Raw genomic sequence first — 19,761 nt, 5'->3', positions numbered from 1 at the left:
CCTGGCGGGATGGAGTTCCGGGTGTCCGGCCTGCGGTCGCGCCGCTGCGTGCGCGCGCTCAGCGCGGGCATCAGCGACGTCGCCGGCGTGCGGACCGTCGAGGTGGACCTCTCCTCCGGCACCGTCCGCGTGAGCGGCGACGCCGACCCGGCCGCGGTGCGCGCGGCGGTCACCGCGCTGGGCATCGCTGTCGAACCCTGACGCTGTCGAGCCCTGATCAGGGCGGTCAGCGGCCGAACAGCGCTCCGACAGGTCGCCGCGGCACGGTGAGGCCATCACCCCACCACCGAACGGAGAGTCCCATGTCAGACCATGTCGAGCGCGCGGCCCGCCTGGGCCTGTGGCTCCTTCCCGCCTACGCCGTGCTGCTGGCCCTGGGCACCCTGACCCACCAGCCACCGGTGTCGGACTTCGACGCCTACGCCCGCTACATCACCACCGACGTGTTCCTCGTCAGCCACCTCGGCGGCAGTATCGGGGGAGCGGCGCTGGCGATCCTGGGCGCCCTCGCGGTCACCGTGTTCATCGCCCGCGGTCGCGCCGGCCGTGCGGCGGTCGTCGGCCTGGTGCTGACCGTGGTCAGCAACGTCTACATGGCCGCGTCGTTCGGCAGCGCATCGTTCGTGCAGCCGGGCATCGGCCGGGCGCACCTGGCCGGTGTCCCCGGGATGGCGGACATCAACAGCGACACGGCCTACGGTCCGGCGTTCTTCGCCACCGCGTTGAGCGCGACCGCCCTCCTCGCCGCCGCGGCCATCGTGCTCGGCGTCGCCGTGGCGCGCACGTCGCCGGCACTGCGCCCGTACGGGACCGCGTACGCGGTGCTCGTGCCGCTGTTCGCGGTCACCGGGTTCGCGTTTCAGCCGGCCCAGCCGTGGACCGGCTTCGCCCTCGCCGCCGCGACCGCCGCGCTGGCCGTGCGGCTGCCCGCGACCGCCACCGGGACGGGTAGCGGTCAGGGACGGCGGGCGGTGGCCAGGTACCGGTCGACGTCCGCGGCGTAGGTGGTGGTCTCCGGCCGGAGCCCGACCGACGCAAGCTCCTCCGACAGCTCCTCATGGCGGAACGGCCAGAACGACAGCCGTTCCGCCACGGCGCGCACCCGGCCGGTACCGTCCCACCGGGCGACCACGACCTCGAGGCCGTGCCGGTCGTCCCAGCCGTCGGCGACCGTCCACGAGTGGACGACCAGGGCGGCCTCGCCGGTGAGGTCCTCCCAGGCGCGGGTCGCGGCGACGAGGTCGGCGACCGCCGGCGAGCGTGCCGACCACGTCGGCGAAGGCCGCCACCGACCCCTCCGGGGTGAGCAGCGGCTCCGGCACCAGCCACTCGTACACGCCGGCGAGGCCGTCGTACTGCACCGCGGTCATGGCGGTCAGCGTACGAGGCGTCCGGAGCGCAGGCGCACCGTCTCGTCGGCGATGTCGATGACGCGTTGGTCGTGGGTCGCCACGAGCACCAGCGTCCCGGCCGTCGCGGCGGTGGTCAGCGTGTCCAGGATCAGGTCGACGTGCTCGTCGTCCTGGTGGCCGGTGGGCTCGTCGAGCACCGCGACGGCCGGGCCGAGCACGAGGGCGCGCGCCAGCGCGGTGCGTTGCTGCTCGCCGAGCGAGGTGGCGCCCGCGGCCCGGTCGGCGATGGCGTCGAGGCCGAGGCGCCCGAACAGGTCCGGGTCGACGGGACGCCCGCGCAGGCGCGCCGGCAGCCCGGCGTTCTCCGCCACGGTCATCTCGGCGGCCAGGGCCAGCCGCTGCGGCAGGAGCGCGGCGACCGCCCAGTCGCGGACCCGGTCGGCGGGCCGGTCGGCGACCCGCACCGCGCCGGACGTGGGCCGCATGACGCCGGCGACCAGGTGGCACAGCGTCGACTTGCCCGAGCCCGACCGGCCGGCCAGCACGACGAGCCGGCCCGCGTCCAGGCGCAGGTCGACGTCGTGCAGGATCGCCACACCGGCGCGGGTGTGCGTCACGCCGGCCACCTCGACGATCGTCACTGCGGGTCTCCCGGTGGGTGCATCTCGAGGTGGTTGTCGCGGATGACGAACACGGCCCGCCCGTCGGGGAACAGCGGCAGAGCCTCGTCGGGGAGCTGCACGCGGCCGAGCGGGTCGATCGCGGTCTGCCGGGCGCGGCCGGCGTCGCGGGTGCCGCTCAGCACGCCGCGCCGCAGGTCCAGGACCGTGTCGGCGCGGGCGACCGCGCGGGTGTCGTGGGTGGCCATCACCACGCCGCTGCCCGCGTCGGCGCACCGGCGCAGGCACGACAGCACGAGGTCGGCCGTCTCGTCGTCGAGCTCGGCGGTCGGCTCGTCGGCCACGATCAGCGCCGGCGGCCCGACGCTCGCGGCGGCGACCGCCAGGCGCTGCTGCTCGCCACCGGACAGCGTCGACAGCCGCGCGCCGGCCCGGCCGGTGAGGTCGACCGCGTCGAGGACGGCCGGCGGGTCGGCCGGCACGCCGCGCATGTACGCGGCCTGCGCGATCTGGTCACGCGCGTCGAGCTGCGGGTGCAGGCTGTGGGTCGGGCGCTGCGCGATCCAGCTGATCTCGCGCTGCCGGATCCGGTGCAGGTCCCGGCGGCGCAGCGTCGCCACCGGCCGGCCCCGCCACCGCAGCTCGCCACCGGCCGGCCGCTCCCGCAGCGCGAGGATCGCCAGCAGGCTCGACTTGCCGCTGCCCGACGGCCCGGTGATGGCCGTGACGCGGCCGGCCCGGATCGCCACGTCGACACCCCGCAGCGCCTGGGTGGCGCCGGTCGGCGCGGGGTAGAGCTGCAGCAGCTCCGCCCCGGTCAGCAGGACCTCGTCAGTCGCCGGCACGGTAGGCCTCCTCCTCGCGCGTGCGGGCACGCAGCAGCGCCAGCGCCGTCGCGGCCCCCGTCGCCGCGACGGCGACCGCCAGCGGCGCGAGCACCGCCGACGGTGGCACGGTGAATCTCAACGCCGGGACCATCGTCGGGTCCTCGTCGAGGAGACGGGCGGCCAGCGGCGCCAGCACCGCGAGCCCGGCCGCCGCCCCGGCCAGCGCGGCCGCCACGAGCACCGCCAGCTCCACCGCCCGCGCCAGCACCACCCGCCGGCGGCCCACGCCGACCCGGGCGAGCATCAGGTCGGCCGCCCGGCCCGCCGACGCGGTCCGCTCGCTGAACACGCACAGCGCCACGACCGCGAGCAGCGCGAGGTAGACGGCGACCGCGACCTGGTACCCGCGGGTGCGGTCGGCGGCGATGATGCTGGGACGCTGCCGGGCCTGCGCCGCCGTGGTCAGCCGCTCGGGCTGCACGCCCGGGCCCGACAGCACCTCGCCGATCCCGGCGGCGCCGGCCGACGACCACAGGTACGTGCGCACCAGCATGCCGCCCACCGCGTCGCCGCTCGACCGCAGCCGCGGGTCGAACCGGCCGAGATGGGAGAACACCGCGGCGTCGGGCACGACGAACAGGGGCCGGTCACCCAGTCCGGGAAACGCCGGCAGGTGCGCGACGACGTCGAGCCGGCCCTTCCACGGTCCCAGGTCCACCGGCACGTCGTCGACGCCCACGACGGCCGGGTCACCGACGACGATCGCCGGCAGCGGACGGCCCGGCGCCGCCGCCGCGGCACCGACGGCCGCCAGCCGGCCGACCGCCCGCCGCGCGGCGGCGAGGTCGGCGCCGCGGCCCCACGACGCCACCTCGAGGAAGCGGGCGGGGTCGATCGCCATCAGGTCGCGGGCGCCGTAGTCGAGGGTGGTGTCGGCGTCGATGCGCCAGACGAACGTGGCGTGCGGCGGCAGCGGCGGGGTCCGCAGCCCGGGCACCGGCCCCTCGCCGTCGGGCAGCTCCTCGGGGGTGAGCTCCGGGGGGTCGGGGTCCAGCGCCCACGAACCGGGGATCTGGGCCACCGCCGACGCGCCGGACTGCACGGCCACCCGGTCCGCGGTGACCACCGCGACGGAGTCCAGCGCGCACAGCGCGAACGCCAGCATCCCGAGTCCGGCGCTCAGCACCATGACCGTCAGCGCCCGCTCCCCGCCGGCGGCCACCCGCCGCCGCACCAGCCACGGCACGACCCGCCGTGACGCGGTGACCCGCGCGGACGCGGGACGGCGGCGGCGCACCCCGGCCAGCCGGACGATCAGCATGCCCGTCAGCACCCCCGCCGCGGCCAGCACCAGCAGCGGTACCGCCCGGTCGATGCCGCCGGCCCGGGTCGACCCCCACAGCCCGGCGCCCGCCACCGCGGCCGCGACCACGACGAGCAGCCCCCACGGCCGCGGCCGGACCGGCACCGCCGGCGGCGCCGGTCGCACCCGGCGGGCCGCGGTCGCCGCCGCGACCCCCGCCGCCGCGAGGGAACCGATGACCGCGACCCCCGCGGCGGCGGCGCCGGCCGTACCCAGGGACGCCGACGTGACGTCGCCCGGCGGCCCCCACCGCGCGAGCAGCGCCCACGCCGCGGCCCACCCGGCGGCACCGGCGGCCAGGCCAGGCCCGAGGTGCTCCAGGAACCACAGCCCGCCCACAGCCGTCGGGGTGACCCCGGTTCCGACGTCGTGCCGCAGCTCCACCACCCGGCGGCGCACCGACAGCAGGCCGACCGCCAGCACCGACAGGAGACCGATCGCGATCGCCGCCCACTCGACGGTGCGCATGCGGCTCTCGACGCCGTCGGCCACCTCGGCGGCCTCGTCGGCGACGCGGCCGATGCCGCTGATCACCCGCGGCGTGACGACCGTGGTCGCGGCCGACTCCTGCTGGGCGATCCGCACCCGCAGGCGGTCGAGTGCGCGTGCCGTCTCCCGGGCGCCGGCGAGCGTGGTGCCGGGCGCGAGGTCGGCGTCGGCCCACCAGAGGATGCGGTCGTCGGTTCCGGCGGCGAGCCGCTCGATGGTCGCCACGTCGGCGACGAGCAGGAACGCCGACAGGGTCTTCGCGGTCGGGTCGGCGGGCAGGCTCGTGCGTTGCGACGCCCACGACCGGCCGCCCGGCGGGTCCGTCGGCAGCCGTCCGCTGGTGGCGTAGACGCCGGCGACGCGCACGTCGGCGGTCCGTACCCGGCCGGCGGAGCGCACCGTGTAGGTCACCGTGGCGCCGGGCTTCGCGCCGAGCTCGTCGGCGAGCGGCTGGGGGAGCCAGGCACCGTCGCCCGGTGCGGTCGCGGTCGGCACCAGCGCGGCGCGCGGGTCGTCGACGGCGAACAGGCGCGTCGGTGCGGCGGGTCCGCCGGCGGTCACGGTCGAGGCCCAGGGCGCGGGACCGGCGAGCTCGGCGCCGACCGAACCGCCGCCGAGCCGTGGCGCGGTGAGGTGGGGCACCGACCGCAGGTCGCGCACCGCGTCCTGCTGGTCGGCGCTGCGCGGTGAGGCCGTCGTGCTCACGCGCACGACCGGCGCCTCGCTCTGCGCGGCCGTCGCGGGGACGGCGGCCAGCCGCTCGGCGAACACCGCGTTGGCCGAGGCCTCGGTGTGGATGGGCGCCGACGCCGCGGCGAGCGCGGCCACGGCGAACGCCGCGAGTACGAGCACGGTCCACGCGCCCTGGCGGGCCCAGCCGGTGACGGCGGCCTTCAACAACGGCGAACGCACAGCGATGTCCTCCCGGATGGCGGGCACCAGCATGCATCACCGACGGCGCCGGCGGACCCTCGTCGCCACCAGGGTCAGATCACGAGGCGGCTGAGTCCCACGGTCAGCAGCATCTCGTCGGGACCGAGGGTGCGCCCGCCACCGGCGAGCCGGCGCAGCTGCACCGCGCCGGCACCGGGGAGGGGACGGCCGAGCACGGCGTCGGGTGCCCCGTCGCCGGTGACGTCGGTGCCGGCGAGCATCGACACGGCGTGCTCCGGCGCGACCCGCAGCGGTGTGAGGACCCGCTCGGCGAAGCCGGCCCGGTTGCCCTCGGCAATGTGCAGCTCCCCGCGTCCGGCGGCGTCGCGGCTGCGCACCAGCAGGTCGGCGTGGCCGTCGCCGGTGACGTCGGCGGCGGCGATCGCGCTGACCGCCAGGGGGCGCTCGACGAGCGCGACCTTGTTGCCGGCGCCGCCCACCCGGGGGCCGCCGACGACGAGGTGCAGCGTCATCGCGTCGCCCGCGGCGCGGGCCAGCACGATGTCGGCGGTGCCGTCGCCGGTGACGTCGCCGACGGCCAGCTTGGCGTTGGCCAGGTCGACGGAGTTCGTGAACACGACGGTCGGCGCCGGGGTCAGGCCGCCGGGTCCGCCCGTCCACACCGCGACCTCGGCCGGCCCGGACCGGTCGCGGTGGTAGGCGACGAGGTCGCCGAACCCGTCGCCGGTGACGTCGCCGGCGGCGACCCCGAGCGAGCGCAGCGGACCGGCGATCCGCAGCACGGCCGGCTCACCCTCCGCGCCGTGCGCCCACGTACGGACGTCGGTGCCGTCGTTCCCGGTGCGGACCACGAGGACGTCGCGCCGGCCGTCGCCGGTGACGTCGGTGACCGCCACGTGCTCGTCGGCGCGGACCGTGCCCCAGTACTCGCGGGGGACACCGGCGTCGACGAGCAGCCCGTCGGCGGCCACCCGGTCGGCGTCGGGGTCGGGCAGGGGCGCCGCGGTGCGGGTCCCGGTCGCCGTGACCGACGCCGGCCGGCCGCTCACCGGGTCCCCCTGCGCCCGGACCACGACGGCGGCCGCGCCCACGACGGTGCCCACGACGGTGACCGCCGCGACCGCCGCGACCCACGACCGCCGCGGCCGGACCGGCGCGGACACCGGTGGCGCCGTGCCGTCGAGTGCCTCGACGCGCGCCAGGACGGCCGCGCTCGACGGGCGCGCGGCGTGGCGCGGCGACAGGCACTCGCGGACGATGCCGCGCCACGCCGGCGGCAGGGCGTCGAGCGACGGAGGGGCCGCGGCGGCGTTGAGCGCGCGGGCCCGCGGCGTCTGGCCGGGAAACGGCCAGCGGCCACCGCCGAGCACCTGGAACGCGATGACGCCGAAGGCCCACATGTCCTGCGCGGGACGCAGCCGGGCACCCCGGTCGTCGAGCGGCTCCGACCACCACTCCGGCGGCACGTAGTCGACCGAGCCGAGGTGTGGCGCGTACCCGTGGGTCCCCTCGAGCTCGGTGCTGAGCCCGAAATCGGCCAGCGCCACCCGACCGTCGACGACCAGGACGTTGGACGGCTTCAGGTCGCCGTGCACCACCCGCCGCCCGTGCAGGTGGGCCAGGCCCCGGCAGATGTCGGTGAGGACCCGGACGGGGTCGGGCACCGGACCGGCGCGCATGACGTCGGCCAGGCTCGCGGTCGCCCTCTCCATGATCAGGACGACCGTGCCGTCGAGCTCCGGCCGGCTCCGGTCGGTGACCACGTGCGCGCCGAAGCTGCGCACCAGGCACGGATGGTCGGCGGTCAGCCCGAAGCGGACCTCCCGGGCGAGCACGTCGGCGCGCAGCCCCGACGCCGCCGGGACGAACTTGAGCGCCACCTCCCGGGTGTGGTCGTCGCACGCCCGGCCGGCGTACACCCGTCCCCAGCCGCCGCCGCCCAGCTGACGGGTGACCTCGAAGCCGGCGACGCGGTACCCGGTCGGCACGTCGAGCGGCGGAGTCTGTGGCATCGGCCCGTCCCACGGTCGGTGATCGCTGGCACGACCGTAACGCGGTCGTCGATGATGTCTGCCGTGGAGACGATCCTGGTCCAGGTTCCGGGCGGGCCGGGCGCTTCCGGCCCGGGCGCTTCCGGCCCGGCAGCCGACGTGCACCGGCTCGCGCCCGGTGACCGGCTGACGTTCGGCCGCGGCGCCGAGGTCGACGTCGCGCTGGACGCGCCCGAGGTGTCGCGGCTGGCCGGCGAGATCGTGGCGGCCGACGACTTCTGGCTGCTGAGCAACTTCGGGCACGAGTCCAGCCTCGTCGTGGAGAACGTCGAGGGCGGCGGCGAGTACGTGAAGGTGCGCCCCCGCCGCGTCGCCGCGCCGATCCCGTTCGAGATCAGCCGGCTCGCGGTCCCGGCCGCCGGCCGCACCATCGACCTCATCGTGTACGCGCCCCAGCACACGTACGCAGGAGCCGCCGGTGCCGCCGGTGCCGTGCCGGGCGCTGCCGGTGCCGGTGCCACCACCGTGTCGCCGTTCCCGCTGGACGAGTCCGCCCGGTACTTCCAGGTGCTGGTCGCCCTGTGCGAGCCCCGCCTGCGTGGCGAGTCGACGGTCGCCCTGCCCACCCTGGCCGACATCGGCGACCGCCTGACCCTGACCCGCGCGGCCGTCGGCTACCACGTCGGCTACCTGTGCGAGGAGAAGCTACGCATCCGCGACCGGGTGAACCTCCCGGAGGCCCGCCGGCTGGAGTGGAAACGCGAGGCCCTGGTGTCGATGGCGCTGCGCTACGACCTGGTGCGCGAGGAGCACCTCGCGCTCCTGCCCGCCCGCCGATGACCCAACCCTGACCGATCTTGGACACTCCTGCATCGAATTCGATGTAGAGGTGTCCAAGATCGGCCGGCCACCACTATGGATCTTGGCGGTGGAACGGCGGGACGGCGATCTCCGTCCACTCCGCGGCGGGGCCCGGGTTCGCGGTGAAGTCGTAGCGCGCGTTGCCGTCGCGCAGGGCGAGCAGGGTGGCCGACGTGGATCCGTACGCCGCGCCGCCGTGGGTGCGGGCCACGATCAGGGCACGGTCGTCGTCGGGGGCGAGGCCGTCGCCGTCGAGGAGGGGGAGCCAGTCGGCCCAGGCGTCGGCCGAGGGCTGTCCGGGCTTCGGGTCGGGGTCGCCGGCGGCGGACAGCAGCGGCGCGTAGTGGCCGATCAGGGGGTCGGCGGTCGCGTCGAGGCCCAGGTTCACCACGATGTGGGGGCCGGGTGCGATGACGTGGTGGGTGTAGGCGTCGCCGGTCCAGGACCACAGCTCGCACCGGCGCGGCGTGCCCACCAGGAGGTGGAACGCGTCGTAGGCGGCCGGGTCCGCGGGTCCGGTTCCGGTGGACAGCGCGGTCAGCGCGAGCGTTCCGCGGGTCGGGCGGACGGCCGTCGGTGCCGGCAGGGGTGGACCGTTGAGCAGCGCGGCGAACGCCGCCGCACCCGGGTCGACGGCCAGCCAGGTGCCGCCGCCGATCAGGTCGAGGCCGCCGACGTACGGCGTGCCGGGCCAGTGCGTGGCGGGCGGGCGCCACGGGCGGCCGACGAACTCGTCGCGGACGGCGCCGACGAGCAGCGGCCACGAGGCGTCAGGGTCGAACCGCAGGAGGACGGTGCACACCACCCCATCGTGTCACCGGGTGCGCCGGCTCTCCTCCACGGCGCCGACGGCGGGGTCGGCCGCGTAGGCGAGGGCCTGCTCGCCGGTCGCGCGCACGCCGAAGCCCGGCAGAGTCTCCAGGATCGTCATGACGGTGCCGCCGTGCGTCGCGACGAGCGTGTCGACCGTGTGCCGCACGTCCCGCCACGGCACCTCGTCGGCGAGGCAGACCAGGAACTCGCCTGTGACCGCGTTCGGGGCGTGCTCATCGGCGGACATGGATGGCAGCTTACGCCCTGATCGCGTTCCGTTAGGTTCAGGTGATCGTGGGTAGTTGATCCACTACGCAATACGACAACTACGGGGGAATCATGGTGTCACTGCGACTTATCGGGGCGGTTGCGGCCGGTGTGCTGGCCGCGGGTGCGGCGGTCGCACCGGTGCGGGCCGCGCCGGTGGCGGAGGAGCCCACCGGACGGGTGTGCCTGGAGGACGTGAAGTACCTGGTGCGCGCCCACCGCGGCAACCTCGCCGAGCTGGCCGCCGGCGCGGCCGTCCTGCCGCGGTCGAAGGACCGCCGGGTGCACCACCTGGCCGGCATGCTCATCGTCGACCACACGAGGGCCGAGGTGCGCGTCGTCGCCGCGGCCCGGCGTCACGACGTCACCCTGCCGCCGAAGCCGACCCGGCAGCAGCGCGCGGACCTCGCCGCCGTGACCGCGCTGGCCGGGCCGGAGTTCGACCTGGCGTGGCTGAAGCTGCAGGAGAAGGCCCACGAGCAGACACTCGACTTCATCGACCGCGAGGTCGCTGACGGGTGCGCCGCCGACGTGCGGGCACTGGCCGCGGCCACCGAGAAGACCGTCGAGGCGCACCTGGAGGCGACCCGCGACGCGCTCGCCGCCATCGGGGACTGACCGGCCGCGCCCGGTCGGCCCCCGGCCCGACGGGCCGACCGGGCGGGCCCCGGCCCGGGAAAGCTGCGATGCTGTCGGGGATGGAGGGATTCGACCACGACGGCCTGCGGTTCGACGTGTCGGACTCCGGGCCGCCCGACGGCCGTCCCGTCGTGCTGCTGCACGGGTTCCCGGCCGACCGGACCACCTGGGACGCGGTGACGCCCGCCCTGGTCGCCGACGGCCACCGGGTGCTCGCGCCGGACCAGCGCGGCTACTCGCCCGGCGCCCGGCCGCCGCGCCGCCGCGACTACCGGCTCGGCCTGCTCGCCGCCGACGTGCTGGCCCTCGCCGACGCCGCGGGTGCCGACCGGTTCGACGTCGTGGGCCACGACTGGGGCGCGGTCGTGGCGCTGCACCTCGCCGCCGACCACCCGGACCGGGTGCGGACCGTCGCCGCGTTCGCGGGCCCGCATCCGGGCGCCTGGCGGCGGTCGCTGACCCGCGGCAGCCAGGCGGTGCGGTCGGCGTACATGGTGTTCTTCCAGGTGCCGCGGTTACCGGAACGGCTGCTCGGTGCCCGGTCCGGCGCGCGCCTGTACCGCTCGCTCGTCGGCTCGGGCCTCGACCGCGAGCACGCCCGCCGGTACGCGGCCCGGTTCTCCCGGCCCGGTGCGCTCACCGGCCCGCTGAACTGGTACCGGGCGGCCGCGTTCGACCGCGTGCGGACCGGCGTGGTGCCGGTACCCACGCTGCTGGTGCGCGGCGGTCGCGACCGGTTCGTCACCCCCGAGGCCGTCGACCTGTCACGGCGGTGGGTGAGCGGACCCTGCCGGATCGAGACCCTGGACGACGTGTCGCACTGGATCCCCGAGCAGGCGCCGGCCCGGGTGGCCGCCCTCATCCGGGGCCACCTGTGAAACCCCGCTAGGAGTCGCCGACGTCGTAGCGGGGCTGGTCGCGCCCGGCGGCGGCGCGGTCACGCTCGCTGGCGGCCCGGTCGCGCTCGTCGGCGGCGAGCTCGCGTTCGTAGACGGCCAGGTCGCGCTCGTGGGCGGCCAGCTCGCGCTCGTCGGCGGCGAGCTCGCGTTCGTAGGCGGCCAGGTCGCGCTCGTCGGCGGCCCGGGCGCGCCGCTGGGCGGCCCGGTCGCGTTCGTCGGCGACCAGGTCACGTTCGTCGGCCACCGTGGAGCGGAGCTCCAGGTCGATATCGCGCTGGTCGGCGTAGGTATCACGCTCGTCGGCGACGACCTCGCGCTGTGACAGGGACTCATCGCGCGCGTCGGCACGGCGCTCCCGTTCGGCGAGATCGGACGGGCGATCGTCATCGCGGTCCATACCGGAATCCTACTGACTGCCGCCATCGTGGACGGACCGGCATCGGCGCCCGCCGCTACGTGAGCAGCTCCTGCCGGATGCGGCCGAGGATGCGGGTCAGCAACCGCGAGACGTGCATCTGGGAGACGCCTATGCGGTCGGCGATCTCGCGCTGACAGAGGTCGTCGAAGAAGCGCGTCCCGAGGATCGCCCGGTCGCGTCCGGGGAGGGTGGCGATGATGCGCCGCCAGCGACTCGTGGTGCACGACCGCGTCGAAGCCGGGTCGTCCGTGCCGAACTGCTCCTGGAGGGTGGCGGCGTCCGGACCGACGCCGACGGGCGCGTCCAGCGACGCCGGCCGGTAGCCCTGCGCGGCGGTCATCGCCTCGAGGACCCGGCCGTCGTCCGCGTCGAGGTGTGCGGCGATGCCGGCGACCAGCGGGGCGGCGGCCGCACCATCCACCCGTGGTCGCGGAAGTGACGCCGCAGGGAGCCGACGACCGTCGGCGTGGCGTACGCGGCGAAGTCGGTGCCGTTGCCGGGGTCGAACCGGTCGAGGGACCGGACCAGGGCGATCACCCGGTCGCGGAGGCGGGCCCGCTCGGCCGGGGTCGCCGCACCGCGGCGGTGCATCCGCTCCCGTACCGCCAGGAGCACGTTGATCGAGCTCGCGTCGATCAGCCGGACCCGGGCGAGGTCGATCACCACCCGGTCGGCCCGGGCGTCGGCACACCCGTACAGCACCAGGCGCAGCTGCACGGCCGCGCTGGAGTCCAGCGCACCGGTGACCGTGACGACGTGGACACCGTCGGCCTGCCATTTCTCGAATGTCGCCAGGTCCACGGTGCCCTCCAGGGGGTCGACGGCCGGTCGCCGCCAGCCCCTACCCGGACGACGTCGTTGTAGGCCGGTGCGACCCGCATCGACCACGACCGGATGAAGGTCACCGCCTGTGGCGGGTCGGCCCGGAGTCGAGCCGGGCCCAGACGCACTTGCCGCCCGGGAACCGGTGCCAGCCCCAGGACGCCGACATGGCGTCGACGATCGCCAGTCCGCGGCCGGCGTCGGGCGGCCCGTGGGCCTTGAGTTCCGGGTCGTCGGCGCCGTGGTCGACCGCGCCGACGGTGAGGCAGGCGCCGTCGAAGGCGAGCTCCAGCCGATCACATCCGCCGGCGTGCCGGACGCCGTTCGACACGAGCTCGGCGATCACCGGCTCCAGCCTCGCGAAGCTGTCCGGGTCGCCGACACCCACGCCCCGGGCGGACAGGACCAGGCGGGCCGCCACCCGGGCCACGGACACCGCCCGGGGGCCCGTCGGCAGGATCGTCCAGGAAGCCCGCAGCATCTCCGCCTTCCCGCCGATGGGTGATCCGGCGCGCTACCCGGCTGGCCTCCGGTTACACCGGCGGGCCCACGAACATCCTGTGAGCGTGATCATCGGGTCGAACTCCTCAACGTCGGGCGTTCCCGACCGATCCGGTCGGGGTGCGGCATGCGGCAGGTGGACGGTGGTGGCTGTGGTGGCTCCTGTGCGGGCTCACCGCGGTCGCCGTCTACCTGCTGCTGCCCCCGGACCAGCTGCCCGCGAGCGTCCTGTACCAGGTGATCGGCGCCGCGTCGGCGGCCGGGATCGTGGTCGGCGTCCGGCTGCACCGGCCAGCCCGGCCGTGGGTCTGGTACTGGTTCGCGGCCGGCCAGGCGACCTGGGTCACCGGCGACGTGATCTGGTCGTACTACGTCTACGTCCTGCACGAGGAGCCGTACCCGTCGGTGGCGGACGTGCTCTACATGTCCGCGTACCCGCTGTTCCTCGCGGGGTTCGTGCTGCTCGTGCGGCACCGGTCCGGTCGCCGCGCCGCGCGTGACGTCGCCGGCCTGGTCGACGCCGCGATCGTGGCGATCGGGCTCGGCCTGGTGTTCTGGGTGTTCGTGATCCGCCCCATCGCCGAGGACACGTCCGCGTCGCTGGCCGAGCGGCTCGTCGGCTGGAGCTACCCGGCCGCCGACGTGCTGATCCTGGTGATGCTGTTCCGGGCGTTCGCGGCCAACGGGACCCGGGTGCCGAGCCTGCGGCTCCTCGGCTGGGCCGGTGCCCTCCTGCTCGTCGCCGACATCGGCTTCTCCGTGGTGTCGCTGTACTCCAGCTACGAGGGTGGCCTGCTCGACGCCGGCTGGCTGCTCTCCTACGTGCTGTGGACGACCGCCGCCCTGCACCCGTCGATGTCGGCGGCCGCCGAGGGTGCCGTCGACGGCGGCACGGCACCGGTGGGTCCCGGCCGGCTCCTGCTGGTGGCCGCGAGCCTGCTGCTCACCCCGGCGGTGCTGTTCGTGCAGGGCGCGCTGATGCCCGAGGTCGACTGGCTCGCCATCGGTACCGCCGCGGTGGGGCTGTTCGGGCTGGTGCTGGTGCGGCTCGCGGGGTTCGTGGTGCAGGTCCGGCGGCAGGCCGACCAGCTGAACCGGCTGGCGATGCACGACGACCTGACCGGGCTGCCGAACCGGCGGCTGCTGGAGGAGCGGCTGCGGGCCGCGGCGTCCGGTGGTCCCGCCCAGTTCGCGTTGATCGACCTCGACGGGTTCAAGACCATCAACGACCGGCTGGGCCACCCCGTCGGCGACGAGTTCCTCGGCATCGTCGCCCGGCGGCTGCGCACGCTCGTCCGGCCGACCGACACCGTCGCCCGCATGGGTGGCGACGAGTTCGCCGTCCTGTTCCCCGCCACCGACGAGGCGACCGCCGACGCGTTCGTCGACCGGGTCGTCCACGCGCTCCAGGAGCCGGCCGTGGTCGCCGGCGACGAGCTGCTCGCCGGTGCCAGCATCGGCGTCGTCGGCAGTGCGGGGGTCACCGACCCGGCCGAGATCATGCGCCGGGCCGACGTGGCGATGTACGCGGCGAAGGAGCGGCGCGGGCGGGCTCTGCGCTACCGGCCGGAGCTCGACGAGCGCGCCGCCGAGGACGCCCGCCTGGGTGCCCAGCTGCGGGCGGCGCTCGACACGGGCCGGCTGCACCCCGTGTACCAGCCGATCGTGGAGCTTCCCGAGGGCCGGACCGTGGCCGTGGAGACGCTCATGCGGTGGGACCACCCCGACCTCGGCGTCGTGGGTCCCGCGACGTTCATCCCGTTCGCCGAGCGCAGCGGGCTGATCGTCGAGCTCGGTGCCTGGATCCTGCGGGCCGCCTGCGTCCAGGCCGCCCGGTGGCGGGCGACGCTGGGCGAGGACGCGCCGCGGCGGATCAGCGTCAACGTGTCGCCCCGGCAGCTCACCGAGCCCGGGTTCACCGAGACCGTCCTGGCGACCCTGGCCGAGACCGGGCTGCCCGCGCCGTGCCTGGCCATCGAGGTCACCGAGACGGCCGTGTTCACCGGTGGGCGCGCCCTCGACGCGCTGCACGAGCTGCACCGGCACGGGGTCCGGATCGCGCTGGACGACTTCGGTACCGGCCACTCGTCGCTGGGCCTGCTGCAGACGGTGCCGGTCGACATCCTCAAGGTCGACAAGTCGTTCGTCGACAACATCGCCCTCGCCGGCCGCGAGTCGGTCATCGCGAGCGCACTGATCGAGGTGAGCCGCGGGATGGGCCTCGACGCGGTCGCGGAGGGCGTGGAGACCGCCGAGCAGGCCGACGTGCTGTACCGCATGGGCTACCGCTATGCCCAGGGCTACTTCTTCGGCCGGCCGACCGCCGACCCGGTCTTCACCGTGGCGGTGCCGACCGCCGCGTGATGGTCGCGCCGCCGGCGCCGTTCAGACCGGTCGCGCGGGGAACGGCATCGCCTTCCTCCCCGTCAGGTCGGCATCGCCGGCCGGATTCGAACCGGCGTCCTCCCCCTCTGTCAGAAAAGGCGCGACGACCTCTGCGCTACGGCGTGCCGCCGCGAGTCTAGCGCCGCGGCCCGCCCGCACCGGCAGTGGTCGACACCGTTGATCGAGGAAGATCCGGCCGGCTCCAGCCACCCCTTTCTTCCTCGATCAATTCGTCATCCGCGACCGACGGTGAGCACCCGGCTTTCCCGGCCGGCCCGGATCCCGGGCACGCCGCGCCGGTCGGCGCACCCTCCGGGGAGCCGGAGTGCCGTCCGTTGACAGGGCGGGACGCCGGCCGGAGCGGGGCTCGTGTCGGCGGCCTCGCCCGCGGTCGCGGCGCCGACCCGGTACGAGGCGGAGGCCGCGCCCGCGTCGTGCACCGGCACCATCGACTCCAACCACGCGGGGTACTCCGGCACCGGGTTCTGCAACGGGACCAACGCGGTCGGCGCGGCGGTGCGGTTCACGGTCACCGCCGCGACGGCCGGCACCGCGACGCTGGGGCTGCGGTTCGCCAACGGCACCGCGACCGTCCGGCCCGCCGACGTCATCGTCAACGGCACGCGCGTCGGGGGGACCTCGTTCGAGGGGACCGGCGGCTGGGCGACCTGGGCCGTCAAGGCGCTCACGGTGCCGGTCGGCGCCGGCGGCAACACGGTCGCGTTCAGCCCGACGGCCGCCGACGGCCTGGCCAACATCGACGCCCTCGACGTCGAGGTGACCGGCGGCGGCGCGGGCGGCAACGGGTCGCCGACCGACGCGAACATCGTCTACCACGGCCGGTGGGACCGGTCGAACGCGTCGTACTTCTCGATGGGCTGGGCCGGTGGCTACCTCGACGCCCAGTTCACCGGGGCCTCCATCGGCGTGCGGCAGCGCAACGCCATCGACCTGTACTACTCCATCGACCGCGGCCCGCTGCAGTGGCGCCGCAACGTCTCCGGCGCCGTCACGCTCGCCACCGGCCTGTCCGGCGGCGCGCACACCGTGCGGATCGGGTACCGCGAGCGGGCCGGCTCCTACACCGGCGACCCGGTGTTCGGCGGCCTGATCCTGGCCGCCGGCGGGCAGACCGCGCCGATCGCGCGGCCGCAGAGGGTGGTGGAGTTCATCGGCGACTCGATCACGGTGGGCCAGCCGAACGCCGACCGCCCGTTCACCGCCTACGCGTGGCTCACCGGCGAGGCGCTCGGCGCCGGTCACACCCAGGTGGCCCAGGGCGATGCGTGCCTGGTGAGCCAGGACTGCTACGCGATGATGGACTGGTTCCGCCGCTCGTCCGGGTACGCCACCACCGACGACTGGAACTTCGCCACCTACCAGGCGGCCGCGGTGGTCATCAACCTCGGCACCAACGACGTCGGCCACCACGTGTCGACGACCCGGTTCCAGCAGAACTACGTCGTGATGCTCCAGCGGGTCCGGCAGGCCTACCCGAACGCGCACATCTTCGCGATGGCCACGTTCCGCGGCCGCTACGTGACGGAGACGCGCAACGCCGTCTCGGCGTCGGGTGACAGTCGGGTCCACTTCGTCGACACCACCGGCTGGATCGGCACCGCCGACCTCGTCGACAGCGTCCACCCCAACGACGCCGGCCACGCGAAGATCGCCCAGCGGCTGGCTCCGGTCCTCGCGCAGCACCTCTAGCGACGGCTGCCGCTTCCCGGTGCGTGTCTAATGGGCGGTGAGGTGCCGATGTCGTCCTGTGCCGGAGGTGCGTGTCGTGACAGCGGACGTGGCCGCGGACCGACGGCGTGGCCCCGCGCACTGGGTGGCGGCGCGGGGCCTTCGACTGGGGTGGGTCGCGGCGGCCGTGGGGGTCGCCGCCGTCGTCGGCTTCGGGGCCGCCGGGCTCTGGGCGTTGGCGACGGCGTCGGCGGGACTGGCCGCGGGGGTCGTGGTGGCCGCGACCGGCACCCGGCAGGTCACCCGGGCGCAGCGGGCCGAGCTCGAGAACCTGACCGCACAGGTCGACCGGCGGGCGGAGCAGGTCGCCGCGCTCGGCCATGAGCTGCGCACCCCGCTGACGATGATCAAGGGCGCGGCCGACCTGCTGCTGGAGCGCACGCCGGGGCCGCTGACCGCGGCGCAGGAACGGTTCCTCCAGGTGATCGGGCACCAGTGCACGCACGTGGTGGCGCTCTGCGAGAGCCTGCTGACCCAGGCGAAGATCGAGGCGGGCCTGTTCACGCCGCGGCTCGAACGGGCCGACGTGTCGGTGCTGGCCCGCGACGTCGTGACCGCGATGCGCCCCCTCTGCGCCCAGCGCCAGCAACGCATCACCCTGGACACGCCGCAGGTGACCCCGCGGATCCCGGCCGACCCGTTGCTGATCGCCCAGGCGATGACGAACCTGGTGTCCAATGCCAGCCGCTTCACCACGATCGGCGGCAACATCGACGTCCGGGTGATGGCGGTCGACACCGGCGTCGCGATCTACGTGACCGACGACGGGGCCGGGATGAGCCGGGAGCAGCGCCAGCGGCTGTTCCACCGGTTCGCCACCGGCCGGCCGCTGGAGGACGGCACCGGGCTGGGGCTGGTCATCACGAAGACGATCGTCGAGCTGCACGGGGGATCGATCATGGTGGACACCGCGTCGGCGCGCGGCACGACGTTCCTGTTCACGCTGCCGGCCGGTACCTCCGGAAAGGCGGGCCCGGCATGAGCACCGCGCTGGTGGTCGACGACGAGCCGCAGATGACGATGATCATCGGGTACGCGCTGGAGACGCAGGGGTTCACCGTCCTGGTCGCGCACGACGGCGCCACCGCCCTGCACCTGCTGCGGTCGAAGGGCGTCGACCTTGTCGTGCTCGACGTGCTCATGCCGACGATCGACGGGCTGACGCTGTGCGAGCGCATCCGGGCCCGGTCCGACGTGCCCATCATGCTGCTGACCGCGTTGGCCCACCACGACGACGTGATCGCGGGACTGGAGCGGGGCGCCGACGACTACGTCACCAAGCCGTTCCACCCCCGGGAGGTGGCGCTGCGGGCGGCGGCACTGGTCCGGCGCCGGGAGACCGGCACCGTGCTGCGGATCGGTCAGTTGACGATCGACCCGACCGCACGGTCGGCGTCGATGGCGGGCGCGCGGCTGGAGCTGCCGTACACCGAGTTCAAGCTGCTGCTCCACCTCGCCACGCACCGCGGCAACCCGCAGTCGTGGCAGGACCTGCTCCGCGCGGTCTGGGGCACCACCGAGATCATCGGCGGGCGCGACGTGGTCAAGTCGACCGTCTACCGGCTGCGGTCGCGGCTGTCCGGCGACGGTGACGGCACCACGTACGTCCGGACGATCCGCGGCGCCGGGTACGTCATGCCCGACCTGCCACCGTTTCCGGAGGACGACCCCGGTAACACCGCTGTCACCTGAGCCCACCCGGCTGTCACCGCGGCACCGCGTCCCGCCGCCTACGTTGACGTCAGCCCGCCGGTTCGCGGGTGCTCGCCGGAGGAGGTCGAGTCGATGGCACCGCTGCAACATCCACAGGTCAGGGGCTGGTTGATCCTGCTGACCGCCGCCGTGCTCGCTGTCGCGGCGGGCTGCGCGCGCACCGAGGCCGGCGGCGCGGACGGCGCCCGGGACGAGGGCAAGGTCGTGGTCGCCTGCGGCGCGACCGAGGAGTGGTGCGCCGCCATGACCGCCCGCTTCACCAAGGAGACCGGCGTCGAGGCGGAGTTCGTGCGCCTGTCCAGCGGCGAGACGGTCGCCAGGCTGCAGGCCGGCAAGGCGAACCCGGAGTTCGACGTCTGGCACGGCGGCCCGGCCGACGGCTTCGTCGCCGCGGAGGAACAGGGCCTGCTCGAACCGTACGTCTCGCCGAACGCCGCGGTGATCTCCGACCGGTACAAGGACCCCGAGGGCACCTGGACCGGCGTGTACGTCGGCGTCCTCGGCTTCTGCAACAACAGCAGGGTTCTCGCGGCGAAGAAGGTGCCGGCGCCGCAGTCGTGGGAGGACCTGCTCGCCCCGGGGCTCGGCAAGAACGTCGGGCTGGCCCACCCGTCCACCTCGGGCACCGCGTACACGATGCTGTGGTCGCAGGTCGCGCTGCACGGCGGCGACACCGGCAAAGCGCTGGACTACATGCGGCGGCTGCACCCGAACGTGCTGCAGTACAGCAAGTCGGGCATCGCGCCGGCACAGCAGGCCGCCCGGGGCGAGGTCGGTGTCGGGGTCATCTTCTCCCACGACTGCGTGGCGACGCAGGAGCAGGGGTTCAAGGACCTCACGGTCACGTTCCCGGCGGAGGGCACCGGCTACGAGGTCGGCGGCGTCGCCCTCGTGCGGGGCGCGCACAACCCGACGAGCGCCCGCAAGTACATCGACTGGGCGCTCACCCCGGCCGCGCAGGAGATCGGCCCGACGGTGAAGTCGTACCAGGTCCCCACGAACCCGCGGGCGAAGGTCTCCAGCAAGTCGGTCGACCTCGGCACGGTGAAGCTCGTCGACTACGACGTCGCGGCGGCGGGCCGGGCGAAGAAGGACCTCACCAAGCGGTTCGACACCGACGTGGCCCAGGCCCCGAAGTCCTGACCCGGGCGGCCGACC

21 protein-coding genes and 1 tRNA gene are annotated in these 19,761 nt (G+C 75.1%); 10 read left to right on the top strand and 12 right to left on the bottom strand.

What is annotated here, in order from left to right:
- The first annotated feature begins 9 nt into the window (after positions 1–9).
- Together Voc01_RS39810 and Voc01_RS39805 are read left to right on the top strand one after the other, a co-directional pair.
- Positions 10–201, top strand: coding sequence for a heavy-metal-associated domain-containing protein (locus Voc01_RS39810; protein ID WP_203932877.1), 192 nt, complete (start codon positions 10–12; stop codon positions 199–201).
- Positions 202–302: 101 nt separating this feature from the next.
- Positions 303–1,004 (top strand): hypothetical protein, encoded by a 702-nt coding sequence (locus Voc01_RS39805; RefSeq protein ID WP_203932876.1) that lies wholly within the window; start codon positions 303–305, stop codon positions 1,002–1,004.
- Here Voc01_RS39805 and Voc01_RS39800 read toward each other — a convergent pair.
- The 5 genes from Voc01_RS39800 to Voc01_RS39780 all read right to left on the bottom strand — a co-directional run bounded on the left by Voc01_RS39800 (position 956) and on the right by Voc01_RS39780 (position 7,557).
- The gene (locus Voc01_RS39800; RefSeq protein WP_203932875.1) at positions 956–1,132 is read right to left on the bottom strand and encodes a hypothetical protein; all 177 of its coding nucleotides are present in this window, start codon (positions 1,130–1,132) and stop codon (positions 956–958) included. The two genes, Voc01_RS39805 and Voc01_RS39800, sit on opposite strands and share 49 nt — an antisense overlap.
- A gap of 243 nt (positions 1,133–1,375) precedes the next feature.
- Positions 1,376–1,993, bottom strand: a complete 618-nt coding sequence (locus tag Voc01_RS39795) for an ATP-binding cassette domain-containing protein (RefSeq protein ID WP_203932874.1) — start codon at positions 1,991–1,993, stop codon at positions 1,376–1,378.
- A complete protein-coding gene (locus Voc01_RS39790) occupies positions 1,990–2,817 on the bottom strand; it encodes an ABC transporter ATP-binding protein (protein ID WP_203932873.1) in 828 nt (275 codons plus the stop codon). The genes Voc01_RS39795 and Voc01_RS39790 overlap by 4 nt, the downstream gene beginning before the upstream one ends.
- Complete coding sequence (locus Voc01_RS39785; protein ID WP_203932872.1) at positions 2,804–5,596, bottom strand: hypothetical protein; 2,793 nt, start codon at positions 5,594–5,596, stop codon at positions 2,804–2,806. The genes Voc01_RS39790 and Voc01_RS39785 overlap by 14 nt, the downstream gene beginning before the upstream one ends.
- Before the next feature lie 41 nt (positions 5,597–5,637).
- Positions 5,638–7,557, bottom strand: a complete 1,920-nt coding sequence (locus Voc01_RS39780) for a protein kinase domain-containing protein (protein ID WP_203932871.1) — start codon at positions 7,555–7,557, stop codon at positions 5,638–5,640.
- Positions 7,558–7,620: 63 nt separating this feature from the next.
- Between Voc01_RS39780 and Voc01_RS39775 the strand changes: the two genes are divergently transcribed.
- Positions 7,621–8,376, top strand: a complete 756-nt coding sequence (locus Voc01_RS39775; protein ID WP_239160833.1) for an FHA domain-containing protein — start codon at positions 7,621–7,623, stop codon at positions 8,374–8,376.
- Between the two features lie 73 nt (positions 8,377–8,449).
- Here Voc01_RS39775 and Voc01_RS39770 read toward each other — a convergent pair whose 3' ends face one another.
- Both Voc01_RS39770 and Voc01_RS39765 read right to left on the bottom strand, forming a co-directional pair.
- Positions 8,450–9,199: an NRDE family protein gene (locus Voc01_RS39770; RefSeq protein ID WP_203932870.1), complete on the bottom strand. Its 750-nt coding sequence runs from the start codon at positions 9,197–9,199 to the stop codon at positions 8,450–8,452.
- Positions 9,200–9,211: 12 nt separating this feature from the next.
- Positions 9,212–9,457, bottom strand: coding sequence for a hypothetical protein (locus Voc01_RS39765; protein WP_203932869.1), 246 nt, complete (start codon positions 9,455–9,457; stop codon positions 9,212–9,214).
- 95 nt (positions 9,458–9,552) lie between these two features.
- Here Voc01_RS39765 and Voc01_RS39760 point away from each other — a divergent pair, with 95 nt between their 5' ends.
- Both Voc01_RS39760 and Voc01_RS39755 read left to right on the top strand, forming a co-directional pair.
- Positions 9,553–10,095 carry a DUF4142 domain-containing protein gene (locus tag Voc01_RS39760; RefSeq protein ID WP_203932868.1) on the top strand — a complete coding sequence of 181 codons (543 nt, stop codon included), beginning with the start codon at positions 9,553–9,555 and terminating at the stop codon, positions 10,093–10,095.
- Positions 10,096–10,175: 80 nt separating this feature from the next.
- On the top strand, positions 10,176–10,994 hold the full coding sequence (locus Voc01_RS39755) for an alpha/beta fold hydrolase (RefSeq protein WP_239160832.1): 819 nt from the start codon (positions 10,176–10,178) through the stop codon (positions 10,992–10,994).
- A gap of 7 nt (positions 10,995–11,001) precedes the next feature.
- Here the strand turns inward: Voc01_RS39755 and Voc01_RS39750 are convergent, their stop codons facing one another.
- The 4 genes from Voc01_RS39750 to Voc01_RS39735 all read right to left on the bottom strand — a co-directional run bounded on the left by Voc01_RS39750 (position 11,002) and on the right by Voc01_RS39735 (position 12,736).
- Positions 11,002–11,412: a hypothetical protein gene (locus Voc01_RS39750; protein ID WP_203932866.1), complete on the bottom strand. Its 411-nt coding sequence runs from the start codon at positions 11,410–11,412 to the stop codon at positions 11,002–11,004.
- 55 nt (positions 11,413–11,467) lie between these two features.
- Positions 11,468–11,773 (bottom strand): sigma-70 family RNA polymerase sigma factor, encoded by a 306-nt coding sequence (locus tag Voc01_RS39745; RefSeq protein WP_203932865.1) that lies wholly within the window; start codon positions 11,771–11,773, stop codon positions 11,468–11,470.
- Positions 11,770–12,234, bottom strand: a complete 465-nt coding sequence (locus Voc01_RS39740) for an STAS domain-containing protein (protein ID WP_203932864.1) — start codon at positions 12,232–12,234, stop codon at positions 11,770–11,772. The genes Voc01_RS39745 and Voc01_RS39740 overlap by 4 nt, the downstream gene beginning before the upstream one ends.
- A gap of 100 nt (positions 12,235–12,334) precedes the next feature.
- Complete coding sequence (locus Voc01_RS39735; protein ID WP_203932863.1) at positions 12,335–12,736, bottom strand: ATP-binding protein; 402 nt, start codon at positions 12,734–12,736, stop codon at positions 12,335–12,337.
- A gap of 140 nt (positions 12,737–12,876) precedes the next feature.
- Here Voc01_RS39735 and Voc01_RS39730 point away from each other — a divergent pair, with 140 nt between their 5' ends.
- Positions 12,877–15,120 carry a putative bifunctional diguanylate cyclase/phosphodiesterase gene (locus Voc01_RS39730; protein ID WP_203932862.1) on the top strand — a complete coding sequence of 748 codons (2,244 nt, stop codon included), beginning with the start codon at positions 12,877–12,879 and terminating at the stop codon, positions 15,118–15,120.
- A gap of 71 nt (positions 15,121–15,191) precedes the next feature.
- Here the strand turns inward: Voc01_RS39730 and Voc01_RS39725 are convergent.
- Positions 15,192–15,266 (bottom strand) — tRNA-Val (locus tag Voc01_RS39725).
- Between the two features lie 244 nt (positions 15,267–15,510).
- On the opposite strand from Voc01_RS39725, the gene Voc01_RS39720 reads away from it, so the two are divergent.
- The 4 genes from Voc01_RS39720 to Voc01_RS39705 all read left to right on the top strand — a co-directional run bounded on the left by Voc01_RS39720 (position 15,511) and on the right by Voc01_RS39705 (position 19,746).
- Positions 15,511–16,851 carry a GDSL-type esterase/lipase family protein gene (locus Voc01_RS39720; protein ID WP_203932861.1) on the top strand — a complete coding sequence of 447 codons (1,341 nt, stop codon included), beginning with the start codon at positions 15,511–15,513 and terminating at the stop codon, positions 16,849–16,851.
- A gap of 76 nt (positions 16,852–16,927) precedes the next feature.
- The gene (locus Voc01_RS39715; RefSeq protein ID WP_203932860.1) at positions 16,928–17,872 is read left to right on the top strand and encodes a sensor histidine kinase; all 945 of its coding nucleotides are present in this window, start codon (positions 16,928–16,930) and stop codon (positions 17,870–17,872) included.
- Positions 17,869–18,582, top strand: coding sequence for a response regulator transcription factor (locus Voc01_RS39710; RefSeq protein ID WP_203932859.1), 714 nt, complete (start codon positions 17,869–17,871; stop codon positions 18,580–18,582). The genes Voc01_RS39715 and Voc01_RS39710 overlap by 4 nt, the downstream gene beginning before the upstream one ends.
- A 93-nt stretch (positions 18,583–18,675) precedes the next feature.
- Positions 18,676–19,746 carry an ABC transporter substrate-binding protein gene (locus Voc01_RS39705; RefSeq protein WP_203932858.1) on the top strand — a complete coding sequence of 357 codons (1,071 nt, stop codon included), beginning with the start codon at positions 18,676–18,678 and terminating at the stop codon, positions 19,744–19,746.
- Positions 19,747–19,761 lie beyond the last annotated feature (15 nt).

The sequence above is a fragment of the Virgisporangium ochraceum genome, assembly GCF_016863655.1.
GTDB lineage: Bacteria > Actinomycetota > Actinomycetes > Mycobacteriales > Micromonosporaceae > Virgisporangium > Virgisporangium ochraceum.
This window is presented reverse-complemented; position numbering and strand designations above follow the sequence as displayed.